16 protein-coding genes and 1 riboswitch are annotated in these 15,530 nt (G+C 66.0%); of the genes, 4 read left to right on the top strand and 12 right to left on the bottom strand.

Annotation, left to right across the window (positions count from 1 at the left end; all coding sequences use genetic code 11):
- Positions 1-5: 5 nt before the first annotated feature.
- The 5 genes from ACYU8T_RS00570 to ACYU8T_RS00550 form a co-directional block, all read right to left on the bottom strand.
- Positions 6-803: a ribonuclease T2 family protein gene (locus ACYU8T_RS00570; protein WP_461158188.1), complete on the bottom strand. Its 798-nt coding sequence runs from the start codon at positions 801-803 to the stop codon at positions 6-8.
- The gene (nadC, locus tag ACYU8T_RS00565) at positions 796-1,644 is read right to left on the bottom strand and encodes a carboxylating nicotinate-nucleotide diphosphorylase (protein ID WP_461158187.1); all 849 of its coding nucleotides are present in this window, start codon (positions 1,642-1,644) and stop codon (positions 796-798) included. The genes ACYU8T_RS00570 and nadC overlap by 8 nt, the downstream gene beginning before the upstream one ends.
- Positions 1,645-1,776: 132 nt before the next feature.
- Positions 1,777-2,763 (bottom strand): quinolinate synthase NadA, encoded by a 987-nt coding sequence (nadA, locus tag ACYU8T_RS00560; RefSeq protein ID WP_461158186.1) that lies wholly within the window; start codon positions 2,761-2,763, stop codon positions 1,777-1,779.
- 36 nt (positions 2,764-2,799) lie between these two features.
- The gene (locus tag ACYU8T_RS00555; protein ID WP_461158185.1) at positions 2,800-3,519 is read right to left on the bottom strand and encodes a DUF4230 domain-containing protein; all 720 of its coding nucleotides are present in this window, start codon (positions 3,517-3,519) and stop codon (positions 2,800-2,802) included.
- Complete coding sequence (locus ACYU8T_RS00550; protein ID WP_461158184.1) at positions 3,504-4,382, bottom strand: MBL fold metallo-hydrolase; 879 nt, start codon at positions 4,380-4,382, stop codon at positions 3,504-3,506. Before ACYU8T_RS00550 ends, ACYU8T_RS00555 begins: the two co-directional genes overlap by 16 nt.
- A gap of 91 nt (positions 4,383-4,473) precedes the next feature.
- Between ACYU8T_RS00550 and ACYU8T_RS00545 the strand changes: the two genes are divergently transcribed.
- A complete protein-coding gene (locus ACYU8T_RS00545) occupies positions 4,474-5,370 on the top strand; it encodes a tyrosine recombinase XerC (RefSeq protein WP_097090906.1) in 897 nt (298 codons plus the stop codon).
- A gap of 153 nt (positions 5,371-5,523) precedes the next feature.
- Here the strand turns inward: ACYU8T_RS00545 and ACYU8T_RS00540 are convergent, their stop codons facing one another.
- The 4 genes from ACYU8T_RS00540 to rsmI all read right to left on the bottom strand — a co-directional run bounded on the left by ACYU8T_RS00540 (position 5,524) and on the right by rsmI (position 8,440).
- Positions 5,524-6,123: a DedA family protein gene (locus ACYU8T_RS00540; RefSeq protein ID WP_097092671.1), complete on the bottom strand. Its 600-nt coding sequence runs from the start codon at positions 6,121-6,123 to the stop codon at positions 5,524-5,526.
- Between the two features lie 106 nt (positions 6,124-6,229).
- The gene (gshB, locus tag ACYU8T_RS00535) at positions 6,230-7,204 is read right to left on the bottom strand and encodes a glutathione synthase (protein ID WP_097090905.1); all 975 of its coding nucleotides are present in this window, start codon (positions 7,202-7,204) and stop codon (positions 6,230-6,232) included.
- A 43-nt stretch (positions 7,205-7,247) separates the two neighbouring features.
- Complete coding sequence (locus ACYU8T_RS00530; protein WP_201515057.1) at positions 7,248-7,601, bottom strand: YraN family protein; 354 nt, start codon at positions 7,599-7,601, stop codon at positions 7,248-7,250.
- Positions 7,598-8,440, bottom strand: a complete 843-nt coding sequence (rsmI, locus tag ACYU8T_RS00525) for a 16S rRNA (cytidine(1402)-2'-O)-methyltransferase (protein WP_097090903.1) — start codon at positions 8,438-8,440, stop codon at positions 7,598-7,600. The genes ACYU8T_RS00530 and rsmI overlap by 4 nt, the downstream gene beginning before the upstream one ends.
- Before the next feature lie 11 nt (positions 8,441-8,451).
- Between rsmI and ACYU8T_RS00520 the strand changes: the two genes are divergently transcribed.
- Positions 8,452-9,654: a penicillin-binding protein activator gene (locus tag ACYU8T_RS00520; RefSeq protein ID WP_441339465.1), complete on the top strand. Its 1,203-nt coding sequence runs from the start codon at positions 8,452-8,454 to the stop codon at positions 9,652-9,654.
- Between the two features lie 106 nt (positions 9,655-9,760).
- Here ACYU8T_RS00520 and ACYU8T_RS00515 read toward each other — a convergent pair whose 3' ends face one another.
- On the bottom strand, positions 9,761-10,540 hold the full coding sequence (locus ACYU8T_RS00515) for an ABC transporter ATP-binding protein (RefSeq protein ID WP_461158183.1): 780 nt from the start codon (positions 10,538-10,540) through the stop codon (positions 9,761-9,763).
- Positions 10,534-11,529 carry a FecCD family ABC transporter permease gene (locus tag ACYU8T_RS00510; RefSeq protein ID WP_461158182.1) on the bottom strand — a complete coding sequence of 332 codons (996 nt, stop codon included), beginning with the start codon at positions 11,527-11,529 and terminating at the stop codon, positions 10,534-10,536. The genes ACYU8T_RS00515 and ACYU8T_RS00510 overlap by 7 nt, the downstream gene beginning before the upstream one ends.
- 125 nt (positions 11,530-11,654) lie before the next feature.
- Between ACYU8T_RS00510 and ACYU8T_RS00505 the strand changes: the two genes are divergently transcribed.
- Positions 11,655-12,494 (top strand): ABC transporter substrate-binding protein, encoded by an 840-nt coding sequence (locus ACYU8T_RS00505; RefSeq protein ID WP_461158181.1) that lies wholly within the window; start codon positions 11,655-11,657, stop codon positions 12,492-12,494.
- Positions 12,495-12,530: 36 nt separating this feature from the next.
- Here ACYU8T_RS00505 and ACYU8T_RS00500 read toward each other — a convergent pair whose 3' ends face one another.
- Positions 12,531-14,399, bottom strand: a complete 1,869-nt coding sequence (locus ACYU8T_RS00500; protein ID WP_461158180.1) for a TonB-dependent receptor plug domain-containing protein — start codon at positions 14,397-14,399, stop codon at positions 12,531-12,533.
- Between the two features lie 166 nt (positions 14,400-14,565).
- A riboswitch (cobalamin riboswitch) is annotated at positions 14,566-14,828 on the bottom strand.
- 27 nt (positions 14,829-14,855) lie between these two features.
- Here ACYU8T_RS00500 and mobA point away from each other — a divergent pair.
- Positions 14,856-15,389, top strand: a complete 534-nt coding sequence (mobA, locus tag ACYU8T_RS00495) for a molybdenum cofactor guanylyltransferase (protein ID WP_461158179.1) — start codon at positions 14,856-14,858, stop codon at positions 15,387-15,389.
- Positions 15,390-15,530 lie beyond the last annotated feature (141 nt).

The raw sequence follows: 15,530 nt of genomic DNA, 5'->3' as shown, positions 1-15,530 counted from the left end.
CGGCGTTAGTCGGAGGGGATTTGCGCGTTGGGATCCAGGTCCAGCTTGAGCGCCGGGCGGCGGGCAGGTGCGGCGCGGGCCTTGGGCGGCAGGATGTTGGGGCCGGGCCGAATGCGCAGCTTGGCCGCTTCGGGCGCGCCGCGCTGGCTGGCGGGGCAGCGGGCATAATCCATCGCGCGGTCCATGCAGAGCGAGACTTCGCTCAGCCAGCCGCCACGCGCGGTCTTCACCCGGATCATGCCGGGGGAAAGCCCCTTGTTCGCGCGGGCGAACGCGGCGGTGAACTGCTTGACGGTGAGTGTGTCGCGCCGGGCCAGTTGAGCCATGTCGGGATAGCGGATGCCCTCGTACAAGGCGCGGGCGAGGTTGAAATAGAGCTCCGGCCGGGTCGTCATGCAGCTGCCATGCTTGGCCCATTCATGCTGGAGCAGCTGGGCAGACGGCGTGACGCAGAGATTCTGGCGGATGACTTGCCGAGGCAGAAGGTCGGCGGCGCGGCAATATTGCGGCCACTCGCGCCCGCTGCCTTCGGGCCAGAGGCCGTGCAGGACGAAGCCGAACTTGCCGTTGCGCCCGCCGCACTGGAACGCGCTGTCGCCGCCTCGCACGGTCGCACAATATTGCGGGGACCAGCTGAGCGCGAGGGTGTAGCCCGCGATTGGGAGCAGGCGGCGCGGCTCGTTGGTCGGCGGCAGTTCGATGCGCGGGCGGGGAACTTGCTGCGGGATCGAACAATAGGCCGCCTGCGCCAGCGCGGGGGCTGGCGCGGCGAGCAGGAGCAGGGCCAGCAGCCCTTTACGCAAAGGCGAAGTCCAGGCCGATGTCGGCGGCGGGGGCCGACTGCGTCAGGCGGCCGACGCTGATATAGGTGACGCCGGTTTCCGCCTTGGCGCGGATGGTCTGGAGCGTGACGCCGCCCGATGCTTCGGTCGGCACACGGCCTCCCACCAGCGTGACCGCGCCGCGCAGGGTGGGCGCGTCCATATTGTCGAGCAGCAAATGCGTGGCCCCGGCGGCGAGCGCGGGTTCGATCTGGTCGACGCGGTCGACTTCGACGATTATGCGCTCGATCCCCGCGGCGGCGGCGCGGCGGACGGCTTCCTCGACCGATCCTGCGACCGCGACATGATTGTCCTTGATCATCGCCGCGTCCCACAGGCCCATGCGGTGATTGGTCGCCCCGCCCTGCCGCGTCGCATATTTTTCCAGCACGCGCAGGCCGGGGATGGTCTTGCGCGTGTCGAGCAGGGTCGCGCCGGTGCCCATGATCGCATCGACATAGGCGCGGGTCATGGTGGCGATGCCGGTCAGGTGCTGGACGGTGTTGAGGGCGGAACGCTCCGCCGTCAGCATGGCGCGCGCCTTGCCCCGGATGCGCATGATGTCGGTGCCCGCCGCAACGCGATCGCCGTCTTGCCGGAGCAGTTCGATCTCAACCTCCGGGTCGAGCGCACGGAAGAAGGCGGCGGCAATAGGGAGCCCCGCCAGCGTGACAGCGTCGCGGCTGTCCATCACCCCTTCGAAGATCGCATCGGCGGGAATGACGGCCTCGCTCGTGACGTCGCGGCCGTCAGGGCCGAGATCCTCGGCGAGAGTGGAGGCGATGAAGGCGTCGAGGTCGAAGCCGGGCAAGGTGAAGGTCATGGAAATCCCCTTAGGGTCCAGATGAAATTTTGACCCCGTTCGCCCTGAGCCTGTCGAAGGGCTCTCCCTCCTTGCCAGGAAAGGGGCTTCGACAGGCTCAGCCCGAACGGATTATTGTTCGGTAACAGAAATTCAGCGGTTGCCCACGTCGCCCTTGCCCACCGTGCCGCTGGCGAGTTCCAGCATCCGGTCGAGGCTCTTCTTGGCGGCGAGGCGCAGGCCTTCCTCCATCTCGATGCGGGGCTGGAGGTCGCGCAGCGCGAGGTAGAGCTTTTCCATCGTGTTGAGCGCCATGTAGGGGCACACGTTGCAGTTGCAGTTGCCGTCGGCACCGGGCGCGCCGATGAAATTCTTTTCCGGCACCGCCTTGCGCATCTGGTGGATGATGTGCGGTTCGGTCGCGACGATCAGCGTGTCGCCGGTCATCGTCTTGGCATATTGCAGGATGCCGCTGGTCGAACCGACATAATCGGCATGGTCGACGATATAGGGTGGGCATTCCGGGTGCGCGGCGATCGGCGCGTCGGGATGCTGGGCCTTGAGCTTGAGCAGCTCGGTCTCGCTGAACGCCTCATGGACGATGCAGACGCCGGGCCACAGCAGCATGTCGCGGTTGAACTTGCGCTTCAGATAACCGCCCAGATGCTTGTCGGGACCGAAGATGATCTTCTGGTCGCGCGGGATCTGGGACAGGATGGTTTCGGCGGACGAGCTGGTGACGATGATGTCGGACAGCGCCTTCACCTCGGCCGAGCAGTTGATGTAGCTCAAGGCGATATGATCGGGATGCGCCTCGCGGAACGCCTTGAACTGGGCGGGCGGGCAGCTGTCTTCAAGGCTGCAACCGGCGTCCATATCGGGCAGAACGACGATCTTTTCCGGGCTCAATATCTTCGCGGTCTCTGCCATGAAGCGCACGCCGCAAAAGGCGATGACTTCCGCGTCGGTTTCCGCCGCCTTGCGCGATAGCTCAAGGGAGTCGCCGACAAAGTCGGACAGGTCCTGAATTTCCGGCTTCTGGTAGTAGTGGCCGAGGATGACGGCGTTGCGTTCCTTGCGCAGCCGGTCGATCTCCGCGCGCAGGTCAGTCCCCTGTGGAATTCCAGTGATGGCGTTCATGTCCCTAACTCCTCACGGGCCTTACCCTGCGCGCCCCTAGCGGGCGGCGCGGCGGTTGGCCAGTACCTCATTGATCGGCGTCGTAACGTCCCATTGGTCGCGATTGTCGCCAGCGCGCTCCGCCGGGAAGGTGACGATCACCCGCGCGCCACCCTGCCCGGCCGCTTCCAGTGGCGCCGCCATCAGCTTTGCGAGCGCGGCGCGGCCATATTCCCGGGCGCGCGCCATGCGGGCGGGAGAGCGCGCCTCCTGCTCGGCCCGGCCCTGCGCATGGGCGGACACACGGCGGCTCAATTCCTCGCCCGCCTGCCGGGTGACGAACAGGCCGCTGGTGCGCACCAGCGTCCTTGCCGCCTCATCGACATTGGGCCTGGCGGGCTTCACGTCCGGTGCGTTGACGATCAGCGTGCGGCTGTCGGCATTCCATTCCAGATCGTCCGCGCCGATGCGGCTGACGTCGATGAAATAATCCACGGAAAAGGGCATCTTCACGACCTGATCCGACTTCAGCAAGCCAAAGCCGCGCACGTCGCGCGCCGTGCTCTGGATCGTGCCGGACATTTCGGACACCTTGAGGCTCGATGCGCCCGCAAAGCGGTCCGCTATGATCTTCGTGACGGCCGACCCATCATCCTCGACGCTGACCACATAATCGCGGTCATAGCTGCGCAAGCCGAGCAGCAGCGCGCCGCCGATCATCAGGACCAGCAGGGCGGCAAGGACGGGCGTCCGAAACCTGTTCAGCGCAACCGCCATCGGCCATCCTCCGCCGCAGCGGCAATGCCGCGCCCGTCGAGGTCGATCAGATGGGCAAGGACCGATCGTCCCGCCGCCGAATAGAGGCGCGGATCAACGCCCTTGTACATCTCCGCCACCATGGCGGGGATCTGTGACGCGCCGTTGCGCTCAAGGAACCGGACGATCTGGCCTTCGCGCTGCTTGCGATGGCCCATCATGCCGCGCACCAGCCGCTGCGGGTTCTGCACCGGCTCACCATGGGCGGGATAATAGATCGCATCCTGCCGGTCGAGCAGGCGCTGCATTGATCGCATATAGTCGGCCATGTCCCCGTCCGGCGGCGAGATGACGCTGGTCGACCAGCCCATCACATGATCGCCGGTGAACAGCGCATTTTCCTCCAGCAGCGCGAAACAGAGATGGTTGGAGGTGTGGCCGGGCGTCGCCAGCGCTTCGAGCGTCCAGCCTTCCCCCGCCACCTGTTCGCCGTCGCCAAGGATGCGGTCCGGACTATAGGTCGGGTCGAACGCGGCGTCCGCTCGCGGGCCGTCATCGTCCAGAACGAGCGGCGCGCAACCGATAACGGGCGCCCCGGTCTGCGCCGAAAGCGGCGCGGCGGCGGGGCTGTGGTCGCGATGGGTGTGAGTGCAGAGGATCGCCCGGACGGGCCGGTCGCCGATGGCGGCAAGCAATGCGTTCAGATGCGCGTCATCCTCCGGCCCCGGATCGATGACGGCGAGGTCGGTCGTGCCGATCAGATAGGTCTGCGTGCCCGTATAGGTGAAGGGCGACGGATTGGGCGCGAGGACGCGGCCGATCCGCGGCGCGATCTGCAGCAGCGTGCCGGTGGGCATGTCGGCCATGTCAGGAGCGGTTGCCATGCGCCTCATGTGCCCATCTGGCGCGGATTTTCAAGGTCCGGTGCATGGTAAGGGATTCCGTTCGGGCAAGTCATGGCCTAGAATTCAGGTCATGAGCGCGGGCAGTGACATGGTTGAAGGATGGCGTCGGCATCTGGCGCTGGACCGGCGGCGCTCCACGCATACGGTGCGCGCCTATATGGCGACGGCGGAGCGGCTGATCGCCTTCCTCGAAGAACATCGCGGCGAGGCGGCGACGGCGGCCCTGTTGCAGAGCGTGGAACAGGCCGATCTGCGCGCCTTCCTGACGGCGCGGCGGATGGACGGCATCGGCAATGTGTCGGCGGCGCGGGAATTGTCGGCGGTGCGCGGCTTCCTGAAGTTCATCGGCGGCGAGGATGCGCGGGTGCCTGTGCTGAAAGGCCCGAAGGTGAAGCGCGGCCTGCCACGACCGATTTCGCCTGACGAGGCGGTGGCCCTGGCGCAGGATATCGCCGAGACCGCGCGTGAGGGGTGGATCGGCGCGCGCGATTGGGCGGTGCTGCTGCTGCTATACGGCGCGGGGCTGCGCATTGGCGAAGCCATGGGGCTGATGGGCGATGTCCTGCCGCTTGGCGATACGCTGCGGGTGACGGGCAAGCGCGGCAAGAGCCGACAAGTGCCGCTGCTGCCCCAGGTGCGGGCGGCGATCGAGGCTTATGTGGCGGCCTGTCCCTATCCGGCTGGCCGTGGCGAGCCCTTGTTCCGTGGCGCGCGAGGCGGGCCGTTGTCGGCGGCCTTGATCCGGCGGGCGGTGCAGGGCGCGCGGGGGCGGCTAGGGCTGTCGGACCGGACGACGCCGCATGCGCTGCGGCACAGTTTCGCGACGCATTTGCTCGGGCGCGGGGCGGACTTGCGGTCGCTCCAGGAACTGCTGGGGCATGCGAGCCTGTCCTCGACGCAGATCTATACGCAGGTGGATGCGGCGCATTTGCTGGATGTGTATCGGAATGCGCATCCCCGGGCTTGAAGGGGGGCGGACACATATTCCCCTCCCGCAGGCGGGAGGGGCCAGGGGTGGGCTGGCGCGACACAGAGGCATTATCCAACGGCTAGGTCGAAGCTCGCTCCGCTCGCGCCCACCCCCTAGCCCCCTCCCGCCTGCGGGAGGGGGAACAGGATATCACCCCCTTGGCTTCCAGGTCGCCAAGCGCCAGAGGTAGAGTATCACCGCGCCCACGACACAGGCCGTCGCCACGGGCCCGACATATTTATCGATATCGCGGAAATTCTGACCCAGCAGATAGCCCGCATAAGCCAGAATGATATTCCAGATCAGCGCCCCGCCCGCCGTCCAGGCGAGAAAGCGGACGTGCCCCATGCGGAACAGCCCGGCGGGGAGCGATATCATCGTGCGGAAGGCGGGCAGGAAGCGAAAAACGAACACGACGATCTGACCATATTTGCCGAAAATATGATCGAGCTTCTCCACGTCCCGCCATTCCAGCGTGGCCCATCGGCCATAGCGGTCGACCAGCGGCTTGAGGCGATGAAAGCCCAATATGTGCCCGACCAGATACCAGAAATAATTGCCGACGGTGGTGCCGATCGTGCCCGCCAGCAGCAGCCACTCCATCGCCATCCGGCCCTGCCCCACGCGAATGCCGCCGATGCCCATGATGAGTTCGGACGGCACAGGCGGGAAGACATTTTCCAGCACCATGAGGAGGAAGATGCCCCAATAGCCGCCCGCGTCGATGAGGTGGAGGACCCAGTCAGTCATGCGACAGGCCGCCCGGCACTGTTACGTGCTCCTGCGAAGGCAGGAGCCCAGTTCGACCGGGGGGCCTGGGCTCCTGCCTTCGCAGGAGCACGCTGCGCCATTCTGGTCAGGCAGCCACCCGCTCGGCGAGGCGGGCGTCGATCGCGTCCCAGATCATGCCGCCCGTATCCGTGCCGTTGAACGCGTCGATCGACACGATGCCGGTGGGCGATGTCACGTTGATTTCCGTCAGCCATTCGCCGCCGATCACGTCGATCCCGACGAACAGCAGCCCGCGCCGCTTGAGTTCCGGGCCCATAGCCGCGCAGATCTCCAGCTCGCGGTCGGTCAGCTCCGTCTTCGCCGCCGATCCGCCCACCGCGAGGTTCGAGCGGATTTCGCCTGCGCCGGGAATGCGGTTGATCGCGCCTGCGATGTCTCCGTCGATCAGGACGATGCGCTTGTCGCCTTGCGCCACGCCGGGAATGAAAGCCTGAACCATGAAGGGCTCGACCCATGAAGCGTTGAACAGTTCCACAAGCGCCGAAAGGTTCGCGCCGGATTGCCCGACATGGAAGACCGCGTTGCCCGCGTTTCCGTAGAGCGGCTTGACGACGATCTCGCCATGTTCGGCAAGGAAGCTCTTCACCTCGGCCAGGTCGCGGGTGATCATCGTGGGCGGCATGAAGCGGGCATAATCGAGCACGAACAGCTTTTCCGGCGCATTGCGGACGGCGGCGGGATCATTGACCACCAGCGTTTCGGCCTGCACCCGCTCCAGCAGATGAGTGGCGGTGATGTAGCTCAGGTCAAAGGGCGGGTCCTGCCGCATCAGCACGACATCGACGTCGCGGCCGAGGTCGAGCATTTCCGGCTCACCGAAGGCGAAATGGTCGCCGTCCACCTTCTGCACCTTCACCGGGCGCGCCTTTGCCAGTACGCGGCCGTCGCGATAGGTAAGGTCGGGCGCGAGATAATGGTATAGCCGGTGCCCCCTCGCCTGCCCCGCCAGCATGATGTGGAAGGTGGAATCGCCCTTGATGTTGATCCCTTCCATCGGGTCCATCTGCACGGCGACGGTGAGAGGGTTGAGTTCGGTCATCTGCTTTTACGTCTCCGTTCGGGCTGAACCGGACGAGAGCGGGTCAGCCCCCATGCCAGACATTCGCCAGATGGCGCGGCGGGCGGCCCGGCGCAAGGAGGATCACATCGATTCGCATGTCATCGCCCGGCTTGGCGAGGTCGTAGAACAGCATTTCGGCAGCCGCAGCCACGCGGGACAGGCGGCGTTCGTCGATCGCGAGGTCAAGATCAGCACCGGTCGCGCGGGCCTTCACCTCGACAAAGGCCAGCATCGCGCCGCGCCGGGCGACAAGGTCCACCTCCCCCGCAGGCGTGCGGAGGCGGCGGCCGACGATCTGCCAGCCCTTGAGCCGCAGCCACCATGCGGCGATCCGCTCCGCTTGGCGTCCGCGCTTTTCAGCAGCCTGCCGCTTCACCCCTTCAGTTCCAGCGCGCGATCGTACAGGGCGCGGCGATCGAGGCCGAGCTTCTTGGCAACCTCCCCCGCCGCCTTGGAGACCGGGAGCCGCTCCATTGCTTCGATGAGGGCAGCGTCGGCATCTTCTGCGCTGGCAGGCGGGGCTTCGCCGGGCGGGCCGACGATGACGACGATCTCCCCCTTGGGCGGCGCGTCGGCATAGCGGGCGGAAAGTTCGCTCAAAGTGCCGGTGCGGGTTTCCTCGAACGCCTTGCTGATCTCGCGGCTGACGGCGGCATCGCGATCGCCCAGCCCCTGCGCCATGGCGGCGAGGCTTTCGGACAGGCGCGGGCCGCTTTCGTAGAAGATGAGCGTGGCGCGCAGGGCCGCGACTTCGGCCAGGGCATCGGCCCGCGCCTTCTGCTTCACCGGCAGGAAGCCCATGAAGAGAAAGCGGTCGGTCGGCAGCCCCGACAGGGTGAGCGCGGCGATGGCGGCGCTGGGCCCCGGCAGCGTCACAACGCTCCGCCCCGCCGCGCGCGCATCGCGGACCAGCTTGTAGCCCGGATCGGAGATGAGCGGCGTGCCCGCGTCTGAAAGCAGCGCGACTGATTCGCCCGCCATCCGCTCGATCAGGCGCGCGCGGACCCCTTCGGCGCTATGGTCATGATAGGGGATCATCGGCCGATCCGACCCGGCGTGACGCAGCAACCGTGCGCTCACCCGTGTATCTTCCACGGCGATCACATCGGCGCGGCGCAGGACATCGGCCGCGCGCGGGCTAAGGTCTCCAAGGTTGCCGATCGGCCCTGCAACGATGTAAAGCCCGGGTTCCAGCCCCGAAGTTGTATTTTCCATAAGGACGCCAGATGACAGAGACGGATGCCCTCCGGCAAGCGGACATGTTCGCGGCAATGAAGCGCGGCGCGCGCATCCTCTTCGCCGCCAGCGCCCTGGCGCTCGCTGCCTGTCAGTCGATCGTGCCGCGTGGACCCGCGCCCGTCCGTCCTTCCGAGCCTGTCCCGACCGGCCCCGACGTGACGCAGGGCCTGCCCACCGATGCGCAGCGGCACCGCGTCGCGCTGCTGGTGCCGATGAGCGGCCCCAATGCGGGCGTCGGCCAGTCGATCGCCAATACCACCACCCTCGCCCTCCTGGATACCAAGGCGGACAAGGTGCGCATCACCACCTATGACACCAGCATGGGCGCGGCGGCGGCGGCGAACCGGGCGCTGGCGGAAGGCAATCGCCTGATCCTGGGCCCGCTGCTGGCAGAAGACGCGCGGGCCGTCGGGCCGATCGCGGCGCGGGCTAACGTGCCGGTCATCAGCTTTTCCAACGATGTGAGCGTTGCCGGAAACGGCGTCTACATCATGGGCTACATCCCCGGCCAGTCGATCGAGCGCGTGGTCGACTTCGCCAAGGGCAAGGGACTGTCGAAGTTCGCCGCGCTGGTGCCCAAGGGCATGTATGGCGAGCGTTCCGGCACATCGCTGCTGCGCGCCGTAGAGGGCGCGGGCGGCACGGTCGTATCGATGCAGACCTTCGACCGGACGCCAGCGTCGATGACGGCGGCGGTCAAGAAGTTGCAGGCATCGTCCAGCTATGACGCACTGCTGATCGCCGACAGCGGGCGGGTGGCTTTGCAGCTTGCCCCCATCGTGCGGAAGAATGGCGGCGCGACAGCGCGGCTGCTTGGCACGGAATTGTGGAATACGGACAGCAGCCTCGGCTCCAGCCCCGCGCTGCGGGGAGCCTGGTTCGCCAGCGTGTCGGACGGCCTCTACGGGCAACTGGCGAGCAAATATCGGGCGCGCTACGGCAGCGCGCCGTTCCGCCTGTCGGCGCTGGGCTATGATGCGGTGCTGCTGACCGTGCGCATCGCGCGCGACTGGCGGCCCGGCACCCCCTTCCCGGCGGCGCGGCTGCGCGATGCGGGCGGCTTTTCCGGGATCGACGGGGCGTTCCGCTTCGGACGCAGCGGGATAGCCGAGCGAGCGCTGGAAGTGTCGGAGATTGGTGCGGGCACCTACACGGTGGTGGCTGCGGCACCGAAGGCTTTCGGGGAGTAGTAACCACCTTTCGCCCAAACTCTTCCGTTCGGGCTGAGCCTGCCGAAGCCCTTGTCTTCCAAGGGGGGAAGCCCTTCGACAAGCTCAGGGCGAACGGAGGTAGCGCTTAGCCTTTGATCCGCCCCGTGGGCAGGATCAGCGGCCATTCGCCATTCGCATCGATGCACGCGGAAATGCCGTAGACTTGGGCAAGGCTCTGCTCCGTCAGCACGTCCATCGGCTTGCCGTCCGCGACCAGCCGCCCCTGGTCCATCAACAGCAGCCGGTCGCAATATCGCGCCGCCATGCCCAGGTCGTGCAGCACGGTTACAACCAGCGATCCTGCCCGCGCTTCGGCCTTCAGCAAGTCCATGACATCAAGCTGATGCCCCGGATCAAGCGCGGCAAGCGGTTCATCAGCGATGAGCGAGGGCGCTCCCACCGCCAATGCGCGGGCGAGGAGAACACGGGCCCGTTCGCCGCCTGACAATTCTGTCGCGATCCGCCCCTTCAGGTGCAACACATCCGCGCGGGCAAGCGCCGCATCGACCACCGCCTCATCCTCTGCCGACAGCCGCGAGAGCGGGCCCAGATGCGGCATCCGCCCCAGTGCGACCAGCCGCTCCACCATCAAGGGCCAGTGCAATGTCTGCCCCTGCGGCAGATAGGCGACCACACGCGCGATGTCCTTGCGGCCGATATTGGCGATCGGCTTTTCATTGATCGACGCCGTTCCGCTCTCCACGCGCGCAAGGCCGAGCATCGCTCGGATTAGCGTCGATTTGCCCGCGCCATTGGGACCTATGATGCCGACCAGCTGCCCCGGCTCCAGCGCCGTAGTGACGCCGCGAACCGCAGCATGACGGCCAAGGCGCACCGACAGCTCCTGCGTGCGGATCGTCACCATAGCCGCCGCTCCCGCATCAGATGGACCAGGAAGACCGGCACACCCAACAGCGCCGTCAGAACGCCCAGCTTCAATTCGCTGCTGGTGGGAATGAGCCGCACGCCGATGTCCGCAAGCGTCAATAACGCCGCGCCGCCGAGCAAGGACGGAAGCAGGATCGCCGACGGCGAGCGATCAGTCAGCGGCCTGACGAGATGCGGCACGATCAGCCCGACAAAGCCGATCGCGCCAGACACCGCGACCGCGCCACCGACGCCGATGGCGACACCCAGCATCATGCGCAGCCGCGCCTTGGTGAGGTCGACGCCCAATGCCTGCGCGCCTTCTTCGCCCAAGGTCAGCGCGTCGAGACTGCGCCCGTCCGCGATCAGCAGCGCGGCTCCGACAAGCACGCAGGGCAAGGCGATCCAGACATGCGCATAGCTGCGATTTTCAAGGCTGCCCATCAGCCAGCTCATGATCTCCATCGCGGCGAAGGGATTGGGCGACAGGTTGAGCGACAGGCTGATCCCCGCCCCGGCGAGCGTTGCGACGGCAATGCCAGCGAGGATCAGCGTCAAAGGACTTTCCGATGGCCCGGCCAGCAGGAACAGCGCGCCGATCGCGATCAGGCTGGTGGTGATGGCCAGGATCGGCAGGATCACTGGATGAAGCTGCGCCAGCCCGAAATAGAGCGCGCCCACCGCCCCGAGCGCGGCTGCATTGGATGCGCCAAGCACCGAAGGTTCGGCCAGCGGATTGCGCAAATAGCCCTGCAATGCCGCTCCGGCGAGGCCGAGCATCGCGCCGACGATCAGCCCGAGCAGCATGCGCGGCACGCGCAGATCGATCAGGATGGCGCGGGCGACCTCATCGCCGCCGCCGCTCAGGACGGCAAGGATGCGAGGGGGTGAAAGCGGAACGGCGCCCAGCGTGAGCGAGCCCAGCGCTGCGATGAGAGTCAGCGCGGTGAGAACCGGGAGCAGAAGCGGATGGCGGCGCGCGCTCATGGCTTGCGCACTCCAAGGCCGCTGATACAGGTCGTAGTGCTCCTGCGAAGGCAGGAGCCCAGTTGCTTCACTTGAGCTGGGCTCCTGCCTTCGCAGGAGCCCAGCACGTTGCAGAGGCAGGATTGATGCGCGGAAAGATCATCGCGGCGCTTTGTGCGCTCAGCCTCACCAGCGCCGCCCCTGCCCCGCCACGCCGCATCGTGTCGCTCAACACCTGCGCCGACCAATATGTGCTGGCGCTCGCCGATCCGGGTCAGATCGCGGCGTTGAGCCCCTATGGCCATGATCCCGAATTGTCGGCAGCGGTGGCGAAGGCGCGGCGCTTTCCGGTGCTGAAGCGCCCGGCCGAAGAGGTGCTGGCGTTGCGGCCCGACTTGGTGATTGGCTTTCCTGATGGCACAGGCGGCGTGGTCGGCGCGCCCGATGGGCGATGGCGCAAGCTGGGCCTCGCGAGCGCAACCAGCTTCGCCGCAATCCGCGATCAGGTTCGTCAGGTCGCGGCGGCGGTCGGCCAGCGCGCGCGCGGCGAAGCGTTGATCAGGGGCATGGAGCGCGATCTTGCCGCCCTGCCCCGGCGCAAGGGCGGCGGGGTCGCGGCCTATTATCAGCGACGCGGCTACATGACGGGCACGGGCACCCTGGTCGATGAACTGATCCGGCGCGCGGGCCTCGTCAATCTGGCGGAAAAGCTCGGCAAGCCCGCGCTGGCGCAAGTGCCGCTGGAACAGATGATCGCAGCCAAGCCCGACTATCTGATCGTGGAAGAAGGCAGCGAAAACATCGTCGATCAGGGGACGGAGATGCTGCACCATCCCGCGTTGAGATCCATCCCCCGCATCCGTGTGCCCCAGGCCTGGACGGTCTGCGGCGGCCCCGCCTATGTGCAGGCCGCGCGCAGCATCATTGCCCAGGCGGATGCTGCGGGCAAAGAGAGGGCGCAGCCAAAGGCCGCGCCCCGGCGATGAAGCGGGGCGGCCGCCCACCCCGTTCATCTTTCACCGTCAGAAGCGGACACGCACGCCGCCATAGGCCGATCGGCCATAGGTGCTGTAGCCATAGACGGTCGCATATTCTTCGTCCGTGACATTGTCGATGCGGCCGTAAATCTCCAGATGCTCGTTGATCGGCAGCGAGGCGCGGAGGTCCAGCCGGGCGTAGCCGTCGAGACGCTGGGTGTTGGCGGCATCGTTGAAGCTGTCGCCGACCATGGTCACCGTTGCGCCAGTCGACAGGCCGAACGACCAATCATAGTCTGCCGAGACGCTGACGGCATCCTTTGCGCGGCGGGGAAGGCGCTTGCCTTCGTTGAGCCCGCCTTCGGACCGGTCGACAGCGTCGATATAGCTGTAGGCCGCTATGACCGTCAGCGCATCGACGGGCTTCAGCGTCAAGGCTGCTTCCACGCCCTTTGCACGGGTGCGGGTGAGGTTGACATAGCGGCCGAAAGGAAGGGCGAAGCCGTCGAAATAAATCTGGTCGCGGGTGTCGCGGCGAAACGCGGTGACAGAGATCATCGCGCGGCCCTCATCCAGGCTCTGATCGAAGCCGATGTCATAGCTTTTCGACCGTTCGGGCTTGAGGTCGAGATTGCCATAGGTGGCGTCGTAGATCTGGTACAGCGAAGGTGCGCGAAAGCCTTCGCCATAGCTGGCGCGGATATTGGTGCGGCCTTCATTGGGCGTGTAGTTGGCGTTGGCGCCAAAGGTGGTGGCGCCCCCGAATTGGCTGTGATCGTCATGGCGTACGCCGCCGGTAACCGACAAGCCAACAAAAGGCTTTACGACCGCAAGCGCATAGACGCTGTCGATGTTTACCTCTGCTCCGCTGACGACCTTATCGCCTGTGAAGAAGTCGTAGAAGAACGAGTCATATTTGGGCCGCTCATGCTCGTAGCCAAAGACCAGTTTGGCTTGATCCACCGGCTGATAGACGCCTTCATATTCAAATCGCAGGTTGGTGCCTGAATAGCCATAGTCAGGCGCGGAACTGGGCGCGAAGAAATAGTCGCGGTCATTGCGGAACCAGGTCACCGCCGCACGCTGCGTCAACTTGCCGTCGAAAGAGGAAAGGTTGAGCCCCGCATAGCCGACATATTGGTCAAGCTTGCTGCTATCCCTTGATTCAGCCGGCGCGCCAAAGAAGATGTCGGTATCGAGGTCCGCATGGATGTAATAGCCACGCAGGTCGAGGCTGAGATTGTCGGTGAAGGCGAGCTTCAGCTTCGCGTGGGTCGCGATATTTTCATAACCGTCCTTCTCCGTACCGCCCTGTGCCGCGGAGATGCCATCGGTACGGAAATAGGCGACGCCCGCGCTGCCCGATGCGATGCCGGTGCTGCCCGATATGTCAGCCTTTGCATTCAGCGTGTCGGCATAGCCATAATCCACCGATGCGCTGCCGCCAACGCCTTCGCCCGGCTCGGCCGACATGATGTTGACCACGCCGCCGATCGCCTGGCTGCCGTAGACCACCGAATTGGAGCCGCGCAGCACTTCGATGCGGCGGATGTTGCCCGTGAGCAGATTGCCGAAGTCGTAGGCATCGCCAATGACGCTCGGGTCATTGATCTTCACGCCATCGAGCAGCACCAGCGTTTGCGTCGTTTCCGCGCCACGGATCGAAATGCCGGTGACGCCGCCCACGGCATCGGCGCGGTTGAAACGGACGCCGGGCGTGGTGATCAGCAGGTCCGCGACGCTGACATTCTGGCGCGTCTCGATCGTCTTTTCATCGATCACCGTCACGGCCTGCCCGACTTCATCGGTCGGCTGCTCGATGCCGAGCGCGGTGACGACGATTTCGTCTGCGTCTTCGGCAAGCGCTGGGGTGGCGGCGAGGAGCGCCAGCAGCGAGATTCCGGTCTTGAACATATTCTGTCTTCCCTGAGCGCCATGCGACATGAGGCCAGGGCGTCCGCGCGAGCGGCCGGTGCGCGAGGGAGGGAGACGCCAATCCCGTCACGCGCACCGATGCGGCCCTGCGCCGCTTCGTCGCTCAGACGGAAAACCGTGCCCGGGCCGATCCCTGGACCCAGGCAAGAGCGACCATGCGCCGGCAGGTTTCCTGGCTCGCGGGTCGTCGCGGCGATGCACGGGCCTTCCCGGACGCGTGTCCAGTGGCTGGTCCCCCTCGCCTTCCCCTTTTGAAGGCATGCGGGTTTCCGGGTGCATCGCGCTCACCGCTTACAGTTGCAGGGGCAGCTGCGGATTTGGACGGATGAGCCGTCCGCACCGCATTCCCTTTCCGGCGCGATCTTATCGTCAGCGGTTGCCCGCTCACGCCGCGCGCCATAGGGGAAAGCGAGGGTTCTGCCAAGGAGTGGATCGATGCGATTACTGGGCGCTGTGCTTGCCGGGGGACGATCAAGCCGGTTCGGGAGCGACAAGGCGCTGGCGCTGATGCCGGATGGGCGCATGCTGATTGAACATGCGGTAGCAGCAATCGCGCCGCATGTGGAGACGGTGGTGGTCTGCGGGCGGACGGTCGAGGGGATGACCAGCCTCTCCGACCGGCCCGCGCCTGATATGGGACCGCTGGGCGGGCTGAACGCGGCACTGCATCATGCGCGGGACGAAGGCTATGACGCGGTGCTGACGACCGGGTGTGACATGCCGCTCTATCCGGCGGCGCTGGTGGAGGCGCTGGCGGGAGAAGGCGCTGCGGTGTTGAAGGGGCAGCAACTTGCCGGTTTCTGGCCTGCGGGGCTTGCAGATGAACTGGACGCGCATCTGGCTGAGGAGAATAGCCGGTCGATATATGGCTGGCTGGAGCGGATCGGCGCGCGGATCGTGGAGCGGGCGGATATCGTCCTGCCGAATATTAATCGACCGCAGGATCTTGCCGGATTGCCAAAAAGCTAGCTGCGCCGTGCTCCTGCCTTTGCAGGAGCACGTTGCTTATCGTGCTGAGCGGGTTGCACCCTATCGCCGAGCTGAACTTGCCGAAGCCCCCTCCCTTCCTTCCAACTAAGTTCGGGGGCGTTCGGCAAGCTCAGGGCAAAG

It is taken from the genome of Sphingobium sp. TomMM35A, assembly GCF_054771735.1.
Note: the sequence above shows the minus strand (reverse complement) of the source record. Positions and strands in the feature narration are given on the sequence as shown.

Bases quoted from the DNA above. Each gene is read 5' to 3' on its own strand.
- nadC (WP_461158187.1), bottom strand. From the start codon at position 1,644: ATGACCTTCACCTTGCCCGGCTTCGACCTCGACGCCTTCATCGCCTCC.
- nadA (WP_461158186.1), bottom strand. From the start codon at position 2,763: ATGAACGCCATCACTGGAATTCCACAGGGGACTGACCTGCGCGCGGAG.
- ACYU8T_RS00555 (WP_461158185.1), bottom strand. From the start codon at position 3,519: ATGGCGGTTGCGCTGAACAGGTTTCGGACGCCCGTCCTTGCCGCCCTG.
- ACYU8T_RS00540 (WP_097092671.1), bottom strand. From the start codon at position 6,123: ATGACTGACTGGGTCCTCCACCTCATCGACGCGGGCGGCTATTGGGGC.
- ACYU8T_RS00510 (WP_461158182.1), bottom strand. From the start codon at position 11,529: ATGAGCGCGCGCCGCCATCCGCTTCTGCTCCCGGTTCTCACCGCGCTG.
- mobA (WP_461158179.1), top strand. From the start codon at position 14,856: ATGCGATTACTGGGCGCTGTGCTTGCCGGGGGACGATCAAGCCGGTTC.
- ACYU8T_RS00515 (WP_461158183.1), bottom strand. From the start codon at position 10,540: ATGGTGACGATCCGCACGCAGGAGCTGTCGGTGCGCCTTGGCCGTCAT.
- ACYU8T_RS00520 (WP_441339465.1), top strand. From the start codon at position 8,452: ATGACAGAGACGGATGCCCTCCGGCAAGCGGACATGTTCGCGGCAATG.
- ACYU8T_RS00505 (WP_461158181.1), top strand. From the start codon at position 11,655: ATGCGCGGAAAGATCATCGCGGCGCTTTGTGCGCTCAGCCTCACCAGC.
- ACYU8T_RS00545 (WP_097090906.1), top strand. From the start codon at position 4,474: ATGAGCGCGGGCAGTGACATGGTTGAAGGATGGCGTCGGCATCTGGCG.
- ACYU8T_RS00550 (WP_461158184.1), bottom strand. From the start codon at position 4,382: ATGGCAACCGCTCCTGACATGGCCGACATGCCCACCGGCACGCTGCTG.
- rsmI (WP_097090903.1), bottom strand. From the start codon at position 8,440: ATGGAAAATACAACTTCGGGGCTGGAACCCGGGCTTTACATCGTTGCA.
- ACYU8T_RS00500 (WP_461158180.1), bottom strand. From the start codon at position 14,399: ATGTTCAAGACCGGAATCTCGCTGCTGGCGCTCCTCGCCGCCACCCCA.
- gshB (WP_097090905.1), bottom strand. From the start codon at position 7,204: ATGACCGAACTCAACCCTCTCACCGTCGCCGTGCAGATGGACCCGATG.